Consider the following 12098-nt stretch of genomic DNA (forward strand, 5'->3'; position numbering starts at 1 on the left):
GGCGAGGCGGACATGTGCCCGGATTGTCCATGAGCGGCGCGGGCCCTCGGGCGGCCCCTTTGTCTTCATTTGTTCCTATGATCCGGCCCCTATGTGCATACGATGCGAGCGCTCTTCCTCCGGCACCGCCGCCGTCTCCGCCCTTCCTTCCGCGGCGTCGCCCTGGAATCCCCGGCGCGCCTTCCTGCTGGCCGCCGCCGGCGCGGCGCTGGGCGGCCCGGCGCTGGCGCAGGTCGACGTGGGCAAGGCATCGGTGGCGCGCAACCTCGTGCCCGCCGACAAGATCGAGGCGGCCGGGGTGCAGCAATACGGCCAGCTGCTCGAACAGGCCCGCGCCAAGGGCGCGCTCGCCGGCGACAACAACCCGCAGCTGCAGCGCCTGCGCGCCATCGCGACCCGCCTCATTCCGTTTGCCACGCCGTGGAACTCGCGCGCCCGCAGCTGGAAGTGGGAGGTCAGCCTGATCGGCAGCAAGCAGATCAACGCCTTCTGCATGCCCGGCGGCAAGATCGCCTTCTTCACCGGCATCCTCGACCAGCTCAAGCTCACGGACGACGAGGTCGCGATGGTCATGGGCCACGAAATGGCTCACGCGCTGCGCGAACACGCGCGCGCCCGCATGGCCAAGAGCGCGGGCACCGGCGCGGTGCTCTCGCTGGGTGCGCAGATGCTCGGCTGGGGCCAGGTGGGCGACCTGGCGGCGCGCGCGGGCACGCAGCTCATCACCCTCAAGTTCAGCCGCAGCGACGAGACCGAGGCCGACCTCGTGGGGCTGGAACTCGCGGCGCGCGCGGGCTACGACCCGAAGGCTTCGGTGTCGCTGTGGCAGAAGATGGCCGCGGCGTCGAAGAACCAGGGGAGCCTGAACTTCCTTTCCACGCACCCGAGCGGGCCGGACCGCATCACGAAGCTGGAAGCCAACCTGCCCAAGGTCGAGAAGCTCTACCGCGACGCAAGGAAATAGCTCACCCCCAGGCTTCGCGCACTTCGTGTCGCTGCGCCAACCCCCTTGCAGGGGGGCAACACCTGCGGCCCGGCGAAGCCGGTTCCGCGGTGTTTCACGACATGACACCCAACGGCTGATACCTATCGAGCGGGCTGCGCGACCTCGGCAGCCGCTGGCACGCCGTTTGCATCTCAACTTGTACACATGTTTGGATGCCTAATGATGGTGCATGAAGAAAACCGGGAAAGCGGGTCGCCCGACGCCGCCTGGATCGCGAAATTCGCCGCGCCCTTGGCGGATGCGGCGGCCGGCAAGGCCCTGGACTTCGCCCTGCCGCTCGCCGGACTGCGCTTCGCGGTCAAGGACAACATCGACGTGGCCGCCGTGCCCACCACGGCGGCCTGCCCGGCCTTCGACCGGCTCCCCACGGTCCACGCGGCCGTGGTGCAGCGCCTGCTCGAAGCCGGTGCATCGCTGGCCGGCAAGACCAACCTCGACCAGTTCGCCTGCGGCCTGAACGGCACGCGCTCGCCGTACGGCGAGGTGCCCAACGCCTTCGACGCACGGTACGTTTCGGGCGGCTCCAGCTCGGGTTCGGCCTATGTGGTGGCAACCGGCGAGGTCGACTTCGCGCTGGGCACCGACACCGCGGGCTCGGGCCGCGTGCCGGCCGGGCTCAACAACATCGTCGGCCTCAAGCCTTCGCGCGGCCTGCTGAGCACCTTCGGCGTGGTGCCCGCGGCGCAGAGCGCCGACTGCGTCTCCATCTTCGCGCGCACCGTCGCCACGGCGGTCGACGTGCTGCTGGCCGCCGCGGGCCATGACGCGCGCGACCCTTACTCCCGCGACATTCCCCTGAGCCGCAAGCCGCTGCCCGCGCATTTCCGCTTCGGCGTGCCCGACAGGCTGAGCTTTTTCGGCGACACCGCCGCCGAACGGGCGTTCAACGACGCGACCGCGCGGCTGCTGGCCATGGGCGGCTCGCCCGTCACCATTTCCTATGCCCCGCTCGCCGAGGCCGCCGCGCTGCTCTATGAAAGCGCGCTGGTCGCCGAGCGCTACGCCGCGGTGCGCGAGTTCTTCGATGCGCACGGCGACGAGGTCATCGAGCCCGTGCGCGGCATCCTCGCGAGCGGGCGCAACTACGGCGCCGCCGACGTGTTCGAGGCCCAGGCACGGCTGCGCGCCATCGCGCAGCAGGTCGAGCCGATGTGGCGCGACATCGACGTGCTGCTCGTGCCCACCGCGCCCACGCACTACACCCGCGAGCAGATGCGCGCCGACCCGGTGGCGCTCAACCGCAACCTCGGCGCGTACACCAACTTCGTCAACCTGCTCGACTACGCCGCGCTCTCCGTGCCCAGCAGCCTGCGCGCGGACGGCCTGCCCTTCGGCATCACGCTGATCGGCCCCTGCGGCAGCGACCTCGCGCTGGCCGACCTGGGCCAGCGCTACCACCACGCCACCGGGCTCGCCCAAGGCGCGACCGGCGAGCCGCTGCCCGCGCCGCGCGCCATTCCCGGCCTTGCCGCGCCAGGCGCGGACACCCTGTCCATTGCAGTGGTCGGCGCGCATCTCTCGGGCATGCCGCTCAACAGCCAGCTCGCTGAACGTGGAGCCAAGCTGCTGCGTGCCACGACGACCTCGCCCTTCTACCGCCTCTACGCGCTGCCGGGCACCGTGCCGCCCAAGCCCGGCCTGCAGCGCGTGGCCGAAGGCGATGCAGGCGGCGCCGCCATCGCGCTCGAAGTGTGGGCCGTGCCCCTGGCGCAGGTCGGCAGCTTTCTCGCCCTCATTCCGCCGCCCCTGGGCCTGGGCAGCGTCCAGCTGGCCGACGGCAGCTGGGTCAAAGGCTTCATCTGCGAGGGCCATGCCCTGGCCGGCGCGCAGGACGTGACCCTCCATGGCGGCTGGCGCGCATACGTCGCGAGCCGCGCCACCCCGAGTTCCAACTGATCAGGAGTTCCGATGAGCAACCAAGAAAAACCCCCCGCGTCGAACCGCGGCAGCCGCCGCCGGCTGCTGCAGGCCGGCGCCGCCGGACTGGCCGTGCTGGCCGCGCCCGCCATCGTGCGTGCGCAGGCTGCGGCAAAGCTGCGCATCGGCTTCTGGCCCGTGGCCGCCGGCCTGCCGTTCTTCGCGGCGGTCGACAAGGGCTACTTCAAGGAAGCCGGCCTCGACGTCGAGCCGCTCAAGTTCGCCGGCGCGCAGCAGGTGATGGAAGGCATGCTCGCCGGCCGCTGCGACGGCAGCGCCAACGGCACCGGCTCGGCCAACCTCGCCATCGGCGAGATCGCGCAGCCGGGCCTGTTCAAGATCTTCTGCACCAACCCGAGCAACGCCAAGTACGTGCTCGACGAATTCATCGTCGCCAAGGACAGCCCCATCAAGACCATGGCCGAGCTGGCCGGCAAGAAGGTCGCCTCGGGCCCCGGCATCCAGAACGTCACGCTGTGCAAGACCATGCTGGAGCGCGCGGGCGCCAAGGGCGCGACCGTGAGCGAGCTGCCCATCGGCCAGCACGTGGCCGCGCTGGTCGCGGGCCAGGTCGACGCCTGCTACACGCTGGAGCCCACCGGCACCGTGGGCCGCATGAACGGCACCACGCGCGTCATCGAGGCCGGCGTGGTTGCCAGGTACATCCTCGGCGACCCGATGGCGCCCTGGCACGGCGGCGCAGCCAGCCTGACCACCGAGTTCATCAAGAAGAACCCGGAGATCGCTAAGAAGTACATCGCCGCCTATGCGCGCGGCGTGGACCTGGTGCGCACCAAGCCCGACGAGGCGCGCCAGTTCATGAAGGGCTACACCGCCATCGAAGGCAAGCTCACGGCCGAAGTGCCGCTCGCGTCTTACATGCTCTACAACGAGTTCAAGCCCAGCGACGTCGCGTACTTCCAGAAGTTCTACGACCTGTTCACCGAGAAAGGCATCTTCGAGAAGAAGGTCGCGGTGGACACACTCCTCTGCAAGGCCTGACATGAGGCTCGACCCCAGCCTTCGCGCACTTCGTGTCGCTTCGTCAACCCCCTACCGGGGGCAACACCTGAGGCCCGGCAAAGCCGGTTCCTCGGTGTTCCCGAAAAAGCAGTCCTGAAGGAGTTCCCAATGGGTGAAGCCAACGTCACCACGGCCGCGCCGTGGACCCCGCCGGGCGGTGCCGCCGCCACCGTCGCACCGAAGCCGCCGCTGCGCGACCGGCTGCTGCCCTTCATCGGGCCCGTGGTGCTGTTCATCGCGTGGGACCTGGTGGTGCGCCTGGGCTTCATCAAGCCCATCCTTCTGCCCACGCCGGCCGACACCATCGCCGCGCTCATCACCGGCCTGGCCGGCGGTCCGCTGCTCACCGACTTCGCCATGACCGTGTGGCGCACCGTGCAGGCCTTCGTCATCGCGGCGGCCATCGGTGTGCCGCTGGGCGTGCTGCTGGGCAGCAACGAGAAGGCGTACCGCAGCGTGGAGTTCCTGATCGACTTCTTCCGCTCCACGCCGTCGTCCGCGCTGATTCCGCTGTTCCTGCTGATCTTCGGCGTGAGCGACGTCAACAAGGTGGCCATCGCGGCCTTCGGCGCGCTGCTCATCGTGGTGTTCAACAGCGCCTACGGCGTCATCAACGCACGCAAGCAGCGCGTGATGGCGGCGCGCGTCATGGGCGCCTCGCGCTGGCAGATCTTCAAGGACGTGCTGGTGTGGGAAAGCCTGCAGCCCAGCTTCGTGGGCCTGCGCTCGGCGGTGTCGATGGCGCTGGTGATCGTCATCGTGGCCGAGATGTTCATCGGCTCCGACACGGGGCTGGGCCACCGCATCATCGACGCGCAGCAGGTGCTCAACGTGAAGAGCATGTACGCGGCGATTCTTGCGGCGGGTGCGCTGGGTTACGCGCTCAACATCCTCTTCCTGATTGCAGAACGCCGCATCGTGCACTGGAGCGGAAGATGAAAGTCACGCAGGACATCGTCATCAACGGCCCGGTGTACGCCGACGTGCCCAGGCCGGCCTTCAGGCCCGGCCCGGCCGGCACGCACATCACCATCCGCGGCCTCACCAAGTACTTCGCGGGCTGGCCGCTGTACGAGAACTTCGACCTCGACATTCCCAAGCACGCCATCGTGTCGGTGTTCGGGCCCAACGGCTGTGGCAAGTCCACGCTCATCAACATGATCGCGGGGCTCATTCCCATCGACTCGGGCGAGATCCTGTTCGACGGCAAGCAGCGCAAGGACACCAAGATCGGCTACGTGTTCCAGAACTACCGCGAGGCGATGTTCCCGTGGATGCGCACCATCGACAACATCGCCTACCCGCTGAAGCTCGAAGGGCGCAGCAAGGCCGAGGTCGACCGGCGCATGGAAGAGCTGGTGGCGTCCTTCGACGTGAAGTTCGACCTCAAGCGCTTTCCGTACGAACTCTCGGGCGGCCAGCAGCAGACTGCGTCGATCATGCGTGCGCTCGCGCCCAACCCGGAGGTGCTGTTCCTCGACGAGCCTTTCTCGGCGCTCGACTTCGAGATGACGCTTTTCATCCGCGAGAAGCTGCAGGAGGTGTTCATGCAGACCGGCACCACCATGCTGCTGGTGTCGCACGACCTCGAAGAGGCGGTGTACCTGGCCGACGAGGTGCTGCTGCTGACCAAGCGGCCCACCCGGGTGGCCGAGATCTTGCGTTACGGCGATGCCCGCCCGCGCACCGTGGAAACGCTGAGCACCGAGACCTTCGTGGCCATGAAGAAGCTCAGCCTCGACATCTTCCAGCGCGAAGTCCGCCGCTAGGGCATCGACACAAGGAGCCGACCATGACACCCACGCAGATCGAAAGCTACGTCGACGCCGCCGCCGCGGCGCTCGCGTTGCCCCTGTCGCCCGCGCACCGCCCCGGCGTGCTGCGTTACTTCGCGCTCGCGGCCGAGTTCGCCGCGGTGGTGGAGTCGGTGCCGCTGCCCATGTCGGCCGAGCCGGCGGTGCATTTCTCGCCGGTGGAACCCGAGGAGAAGGAAGCATGAGCGCGGCGGATCTGCTCGGGCGCGACGCGACGGCCATGGCCGAAGCGGTGCGCTCCGGCGCCGCGAGCGCCACCGCGCTGGTGCAGGCCAGCCTCGAGCGCGTGGACGCCACCGATGGCCGGGTCAACGCCTTCACCGCCGTGCTGGCCGAGCGCGCGTTGCGCCGCGCGGCGCAGGTCGATGCCTCGCTGGCGTCGACGAACGGCGCGCGCACCCGCGAACTGCCGCTGCTCGGCGTGCCCTTCGCGGTGAAGAACCTGTTCGACATCGCCGGCCTGCCCACGCTCGCTGGCTCGAAGATCGAGTACCAGACCGCGCCTGCACGCGCAGACGCAGCGCTGGTACGGCGGCTGGAGCGCGCGGGGGCCGTGCTGGTGGGCGCGCTCAACATGGACGAGTACGCCTACGGCTTCACCACCGAGAACAGCCATGAAGGCCCCACGCGCAACCCGCATGACCTCACGCGCATCGCGGGCGGTTCGTCGGGCGGCTCGGGCGCCGCGGTGGCCGCGGGGCAGGTGCCGCTCACGCTGGGTTCCGACACCAACGGATCGATCCGCGTGCCAGCGTCGCTGTGCGGCGTGTTCGGCATGAAGCCCACCTTCGGGCGGCTGCCGCGCACCGGGAGCTTTCCGTTCGTGTCCAGCCTGGACCATCTCGGCCCCTTCGCCCGTTCGGCGCGCGACCTGGCGCTGGTCTACGACGCGCTGCAGGGACCCGAGGACGCGGGCCACCCGCACGACCCCGGCTGCGCCCAGCGTGGCGTCGAACCGGTGTCGGGCGTGCTGGCGCAGGGCGCGCGGGGCCTGCGCATCGGCGTGCTCGGCGGCTACTTTCACCAGCGCGCCGGGGCCCAGGCGCTGGCTGCCGTCGATCTGGTCGCCGATGCGCTGGGCTCGGGCGTCTCGCGGGCCAGCGTCGAACTGCCGCTGGTGGAGGCCGGGCGCGCCGCCGCCTTCCTCATCACCAACGCCGAAGGCGCCGCGCTGCACCTGGACGACCTGCGCCGCCGCGCGCACGACTTCGAGCCGCTGTCGCGCGACCGTTTCCTGGCCGGTGCGCTGCTGCCTGCCGCATGGGTGGCGCGCGCGCAGCGCGTGCGCCGGGTGTATGCCGAGGCGGTGGCGCGCCTGTTCGCCCGCTACGACATCCTGCTGGCACCGGCCACGCCCAGCGCGGCCACGCCGATCGGCGCGGAGACCTTCGAGGTCAACGGCCAGGTGCTGCCGGTGCGGCCCAACATGGGGCTGCTGACCCAGCCCTTCTCATGCATCGGCCTGCCGGTGTGCGCGGTGCCGGTATGGAGCGCGCACGCCAACCTGCCGGATCTTCCCGACCTGCCGATCGGCGTGCAGGTGATTGCCGCACCCTGGCGCGAAGACCTCGTGCTGCGCGTGGCCGCGGCACTCGAAGCCGCGGGCGTGGCGCACGCGCCCGTCGCCGCACTGAATGTGGAGAAGACACCCGCATGAACGCAAGCGACGTCAACCTGCCCGATGTGCTCGCCGAGGTGCAGGCCGCCTTCGCCCGCTACGAGGACGCGCTGGTGAACAACAAGGTCGAGGTGCTCGACGAACTGTTCTGGAACAGCCCGACCACGCTGCGCTACGGCGCCACCGAAAACCTCTACGGCTACGACGAGATCCGGGCTTTTCGCGCGTCGCGCCCCTCGCAGGGCCTTGCGCGCGAACTGCTCGTCACCGTCATCACCACCTACGGGCGCGACTTCGCCACCGCGAACTGCGAGTTCCGCCGCGAAGGCGCCGAGCGCACCGGCCGCCAGAGCCAGACCTGGATGCGCACGCCCGAGGGCTGGCGCGTGGTTTCGGCCCACGTCAGCCTGCTGGGCTGAGACCCCCAGGCACTTCTTTTTTCCCTCGATCCTTCAACCTGTTTTCCAGCAACGGAGTACGTCATGACCAGCCCTCTCAATCGCCGCGATTCCCTCAAGACCCTGGCCGCGCTGGGCGCCGCCGGATCGCTCGGAAGCTGGAGCGCCCTTGCCGGCGCACAGGCCAAGCCGCTCACCGTCGGCGTGATCTACGTCGGCGCGCGCGACGACTACGGCTACAACCAGGCCCACGCGCAGGCGGCCGCCGAAGTCAAGAAGATGCCCGGCATCAAGGTGGTGGAAGAAGAGAACGTGCCCGAGACCGCCGCCGTGCAGAAGACCATGGCCGGCATGATTTCGCAGGACGGCGCCAAGCTGCTGTTCCCCACGTCGTTCGGCTACTTCGACCCGCACATCCTCGCGGTGGCGCCCAAGAACCCCGACGTGCGCTTCTCGCACTGCGGCGGCCTCTGGACCGAAGGCAAGCACCCGAAGAACGTGGGCAGCTTCTTCGGCTACATCGACGAGTGCCAGTTCCTCAACGGCGTGATCGCCGCGCACATGACCAAGAGCAACAAGATCGCCTTCGTCGCGGCCAAGCCCATTCCGCAGGTGCTGCGCAACATCAACGCCTTCACGCTGGGCGCGCGCTCGGTCAAGCCGAACATCACCTGCAGCGTGATCTTCACGGGCGACTGGTCGATGGCCGTGAAGGAAGCCGAAGCCACCAACAGCCTGGCCGACCAGGGCTGCGACGTGTTCACGATGCACGTGGACGGCCCCAAGGTGGTGGTCGAGACGGCGGCCAAGCGCGGCAAGATGGTCTGCGGCTACCACGCGAGCCAGGCCAAGCTGGCGCCCAACGCGTACCTCACCGGCGCCGAGTGGAACTGGCTCACCGCCTACAAGACCATCATCGACGCCGCCCAGGCCGGCAAGCCGCATCCGAACTTCCTGCGCGGCGGCCTGAAGGAGGGCTACGTGAAGATGTCCGCCTACGGTCCCATGGTGCCCGACGCCGCGAAGAAGCAGGCCGACGACATCAAGGCGAAGATGATCGCGGGCACTTTCGACATCTTCAAGGACGGCATCAAGGACAACAAGGGCGCGGTGGTGGTGCCGGCCGGCAAGGTGCTCAAGCAGACCGACCTGGAGCTCGAGAAGATGAACTACCTCGTCGAAGGCGTCGTCGGAAGCATCGGATGACATCCCCCAGGCTTCGCGCACTGCATGCCGCTTCGCCCACCCCCTTGGCAAGGGGGCGCCGTCAGCGGCCCGGCGAAGCCGGTTGCGCGACGGCCCTGACCTGAAAGCAGACTTCATCATGCGCAGTGTCCTCAAGGAGTTTTCCCTGCCGGTGTTCGCCATCGCGGCGGCGCTGCTGGTGTTCGGCCTGCTGGTGGCCTTCGCGGGCGTCGACCCGGTGGAGGTCTGGGCCACGCTGTTCAAGGGCGCGTTCGGCGACTGGTTCTCGTGGCAGAACACGCTGCAGCGCGCCGCGCCGCTGATGCTCACCGCGCTGTGCGTGGCGTTGCCCGCGCGCGCGGGGCTCATCATCATCGGCGGCGAAGGCGCGCTGGTGCTGGGCGGGCTGGCCTGCGCGGCGCTGGCGCATGCGGTGCCGCTGCCCGCCAATGCCGCCGGCACGGTGATCGTGTGCATCGCGGGCGCCGTCGCCGGTGCGGTGTGGATCGTTCTCGCGGGCTGGCTGCGGCAGTTTCGCGGCATCAACGAGACCATCAGCAGCCTGCTGCTGGCCTACATCGCCATCGGCATCTTCAAGCACCTGGTCGAGGGGCCGCTGCGCGACCCGGCGAGCCTGAACAAGCCTTCGACCCATGCATTGAACGACGGGCTGCTGATAGGCGGCATCGGCGGTTCCGACGTGCACTGGGGCCTGGTGATCGGCGTCGTGGCCTGCCTGGGGCTCGGCTGGTGGCTGCGCGCCACGGCCTCGGGCTTCTCGGTGCGCGTGGTGGGCGGCAACCCGCGCACCGCGCAGCTGGTGGGGCTGCCGGCCACGCGGCTCATTCTTTCGGCCTGCGGACTCGGCGGCGCGTGCGCGGGGCTGGCGGGCGCGGTCGAGGTGGCGGCGGTGCACACCAACGCCAACGCCTCGCTGATCGCCGGTTATGGCTACGCGGGCATCCTGGTGTCGTTCATCGCGCGGCACAACCCGGTGGCCATCGTGCCGGTGGCGATCCTGTTCGGCGGCTTCGGCGCTGCGGGCAGCCTGCTGCAGCGGCGCCTCGGCCTGCCCGATGCATCGGTGCTGGTGCTGCAGGGCATCGCCTTCGTGCTGATCCTCGCGAGCGAGGGACTGCGCACGGTCAACTGGAAGAAGTTCGGCGACCGCATGCTGCCCGAGGCCAAGCACTACGACAGGAGCCACATCGCATGACTGCCGACCAATGGATCGCGCTGGTGGCCGGCATCGTCGGCGGCGCGCTGCGCGTGGGTGCCCCGTTCCTGTTCGTGAGCCTGGGCGAGTGCCTCACCGAGAAATCCGGCCGCATCAACCTCGGGCTCGAAGGCGTGCTGGTGCTGTCGGCCATGGCGGCCTTCGGCGGCGCGTACCTCACCGATTCGGCCTGGCTCGGCGTGCTGGTCGGCGCGGTGGCCGGCGCGGCGCTCGCGCTGCTGCACGGCCTGCTGTGCTCGCTCGACCGCGTGAACGACGTGGCCACCGGCATCGCACTGATGCTGCTCGGCACCGGGCTCGCGTTCTATCTGGGCAAGCCGCTCATCCAGCCGCAGGCACCGCAGATTCCCGCGATTCCGCTGGGCTTCTGGAGCGACAACACGGTGGTGCGCTCGGCGCTTCAGCTCAATGCGCTGGTGCCCATCGGCGTGGCGCTCGCGGTGTTGCTTTGGTGGGGCTTCGCGCGCACGCGTGCCGGCCTGCTGGTGCGCATGGCGGGCGATTCGGCACAGGCCACGCGCGCGCTCGGCTACTCGGTCTCGGGCCTGCGCATCGCGGCCACCACGGCGGGCGGCTTCATCGCGGGGCTCGGCGGTGCGTCGCTCACGCTTTTCTATCCGGGCAGCTGGAACGAAGGCATCTCCAGCGGGCAAGGCCTGATCGCGGTGGCGCTCGTGATCTTCGCGCGCTGGAGCCCGCTGCGCTGCGTGGGCGCGGCGCTGCTCTTCGGCGGCGCGGGCGCCATCGGGCCGGCGCTTCAATCCATCGGCATCGGCTGGGGCTACCACCTCTTCAACACCGTGCCCTATGTGCTGACGCTGGTGATCCTGGTGTTCACCTGCAAGCCGGGCAGCGCGGCCGTCGGCAGCCCCGGCGAACTCTCTTCCACAAGGAGCTGAATGTCATGAGCGGTCTCGGAGGCCTCAACAAATCGGCGCACGGCGTCGTCGTCGGTCTGGTGCAGCTGCAACTGCCGAGCGTGAAGACGCCGGCCGAACTCGCCGCACAGACGCAGCGCATCTGCGAGATGGTGGGCAAGGCCCGCCGCAACCAGTCGACCATGGACCTCGTGGTGTTCCCGGAGTACGCGCTGCACGGGCTCTCGATGGACACCAACCCCGAGATCATGTGCACGCTCGACGGCCCCGAGGTGGCGGCCTTCAAACAGGCCTGCGTCGAACACCGCATCTGGGGCTGCTTCTCCATCATGGAGGCCAACCCCGGCGGCAACCCGTACAACAGCGGGCTCATCATCGACGACCACGGCGAGATCAGGCTCTACTACCGCAAGCTGCACCCGTGGGTGCCGGTCGAACCCTGGGAGCCCGGCAACCTGAGCATTCCGGTGTGCGACGGACCCAACGGCAGCAAGCTGTCGCTCATCATCTGCCACGACGGCATGTTCCCCGAGATGGCGCGCGAGGCCGCGTACAAGGGCGCGGACATCATCCTGCGCACGGCCGGCTACACCGCGCCCATCCGCCATGCGTGGAAGATCACCAACCAGGCCAACGCTTTCTGCAACCTCGCCTACACCGCGAGCGTGTGCCTGTGCGGCAGCGAAGGCAGCTTCGACTCGATGGGCGAGGGCATGTTCTGCAACTTCGACGGCACGGTGCTGGTAGAGGGCGGTGGCCGCGTGGACGAGATCATCACCGCCGAGCTGCGACCCGACCTCGTGCGCGAGGCCCGCACCGGCTGGGGCGTGGAGAACAACATCTACCAGCTCTATCACCGCGGGTACGTGGCGGTGAAGGGCGGCGCGCAGGACTGCCCCTACACCTACATGCACGACATGGCCGCCGGCACCTACAGGCTGCCGTGGAGCGCCGAGGTGAAGGTGACCGACGGCACGAGTTGCGGCTTCGCGCCGCCGCAGCGCAACTACGCAGGATGACGA

Annotated in this window: 12 protein-coding genes; all 12 read left to right on the plus strand. The window is 69.1% G+C overall.

Features of this window, described 5'->3' with window-relative positions; genetic code table 11:
- The first annotated feature begins 91 nt into the window (after positions 1-91).
- The 12 genes from AC1RVW_RS17210 to AC1RVW_RS17265 all read left to right on the plus strand — a co-directional run bounded on the left by AC1RVW_RS17210 (position 92) and on the right by AC1RVW_RS17265 (position 12095).
- On the plus strand, positions 92-964 hold the full coding sequence (locus AC1RVW_RS17210) for a M48 family metallopeptidase (protein WP_493201323.1): 873 nt from the start codon (positions 92-94) through the stop codon (positions 962-964).
- Positions 965-1165: 201 nt separating this feature from the next.
- Positions 1166-2902, plus strand: a complete 1737-nt coding sequence (gene atzF, locus AC1RVW_RS17215; protein ID WP_493201404.1) for an allophanate hydrolase — start codon at positions 1166-1168, stop codon at positions 2900-2902.
- A 12-nt stretch (positions 2903-2914) separates the two neighbouring features.
- Positions 2915-3925 (plus strand): ABC transporter substrate-binding protein, encoded by a 1011-nt coding sequence (locus tag AC1RVW_RS17220; RefSeq protein WP_493201325.1) that lies wholly within the window; start codon positions 2915-2917, stop codon positions 3923-3925.
- 129 nt (positions 3926-4054) lie between these two features.
- Complete coding sequence (locus AC1RVW_RS17225) at positions 4055-4885, plus strand: ABC transporter permease (RefSeq protein ID WP_493201327.1); 831 nt, start codon at positions 4055-4057, stop codon at positions 4883-4885.
- Positions 4882-5715 carry an ABC transporter ATP-binding protein gene (locus AC1RVW_RS17230; protein ID WP_493201329.1) on the plus strand — a complete coding sequence of 278 codons (834 nt, stop codon included), beginning with the start codon at positions 4882-4884 and terminating at the stop codon, positions 5713-5715. Before AC1RVW_RS17225 ends, AC1RVW_RS17230 begins: the two co-directional genes overlap by 4 nt.
- A 23-nt stretch (positions 5716-5738) precedes the next feature.
- A complete protein-coding gene (locus AC1RVW_RS17235; RefSeq protein WP_081268399.1) occupies positions 5739-5945 on the plus strand; it encodes an AtzG-like protein in 207 nt (68 codons plus the stop codon).
- Positions 5942-7417, plus strand: a complete 1476-nt coding sequence (locus tag AC1RVW_RS17240; protein WP_493201331.1) for an AtzE family amidohydrolase — start codon at positions 5942-5944, stop codon at positions 7415-7417. Before AC1RVW_RS17235 ends, AC1RVW_RS17240 begins: the two co-directional genes overlap by 4 nt.
- Positions 7414-7797, plus strand: coding sequence for an oxalurate catabolism protein HpxZ (hpxZ, locus tag AC1RVW_RS17245; RefSeq protein WP_493201333.1), 384 nt, complete (start codon positions 7414-7416; stop codon positions 7795-7797). Before AC1RVW_RS17240 ends, hpxZ begins: the two co-directional genes overlap by 4 nt.
- Before the next feature lie 63 nt (positions 7798-7860).
- Entirely contained in the window at positions 7861-8982 is a 1122-nt protein-coding gene (locus tag AC1RVW_RS17250; protein WP_081268396.1) for a BMP family ABC transporter substrate-binding protein, read from the plus strand.
- A gap of 118 nt (positions 8983-9100) precedes the next feature.
- Positions 9101-10177, plus strand: coding sequence for an ABC transporter permease (locus tag AC1RVW_RS17255; RefSeq protein WP_493201336.1), 1077 nt, complete (start codon positions 9101-9103; stop codon positions 10175-10177).
- A complete protein-coding gene (locus AC1RVW_RS17260; protein WP_106936076.1) occupies positions 10174-11097 on the plus strand; it encodes an ABC transporter permease in 924 nt (307 codons plus the stop codon). The genes AC1RVW_RS17255 and AC1RVW_RS17260 overlap by 4 nt, the downstream gene beginning before the upstream one ends.
- A gap of 5 nt (positions 11098-11102) precedes the next feature.
- Positions 11103-12095 (plus strand): formamidase, encoded by a 993-nt coding sequence (locus AC1RVW_RS17265; protein ID WP_493201338.1) that lies wholly within the window; start codon positions 11103-11105, stop codon positions 12093-12095.
- Positions 12096-12098 lie beyond the last annotated feature (3 nt).

It is taken from the genome of Variovorax sp. MPBD4-3 (genome assembly GCF_058809745.1).

Bases quoted from the DNA above. Each gene is read 5' to 3' on its own strand.
- AC1RVW_RS17210 (WP_493201323.1), top strand. From the start codon at position 92: ATGTGCATACGATGCGAGCGCTCTTCCTCCGGCACCGCCGCCGTCTCC.
- atzF (WP_493201404.1), top strand. From the start codon at position 1,166: ATGATGGTGCATGAAGAAAACCGGGAAAGCGGGTCGCCCGACGCCGCC.
- AC1RVW_RS17220 (WP_493201325.1), top strand. From the start codon at position 2,915: ATGAGCAACCAAGAAAAACCCCCCGCGTCGAACCGCGGCAGCCGCCGC.
- AC1RVW_RS17225 (WP_493201327.1), top strand. From the start codon at position 4,055: ATGGGTGAAGCCAACGTCACCACGGCCGCGCCGTGGACCCCGCCGGGC.
- AC1RVW_RS17230 (WP_493201329.1), top strand. From the start codon at position 4,882: ATGAAAGTCACGCAGGACATCGTCATCAACGGCCCGGTGTACGCCGAC.
- AC1RVW_RS17235 (WP_081268399.1), top strand. From the start codon at position 5,739: ATGACACCCACGCAGATCGAAAGCTACGTCGACGCCGCCGCCGCGGCG.
- AC1RVW_RS17240 (WP_493201331.1), top strand. From the start codon at position 5,942: ATGAGCGCGGCGGATCTGCTCGGGCGCGACGCGACGGCCATGGCCGAA.
- hpxZ (WP_493201333.1), top strand. From the start codon at position 7,414: ATGAACGCAAGCGACGTCAACCTGCCCGATGTGCTCGCCGAGGTGCAG.
- AC1RVW_RS17250 (WP_081268396.1), top strand. From the start codon at position 7,861: ATGACCAGCCCTCTCAATCGCCGCGATTCCCTCAAGACCCTGGCCGCG.
- AC1RVW_RS17255 (WP_493201336.1), top strand. From the start codon at position 9,101: ATGCGCAGTGTCCTCAAGGAGTTTTCCCTGCCGGTGTTCGCCATCGCG.
- AC1RVW_RS17260 (WP_106936076.1), top strand. From the start codon at position 10,174: ATGACTGCCGACCAATGGATCGCGCTGGTGGCCGGCATCGTCGGCGGC.
- AC1RVW_RS17265 (WP_493201338.1), top strand. From the start codon at position 11,103: ATGAGCGGTCTCGGAGGCCTCAACAAATCGGCGCACGGCGTCGTCGTC.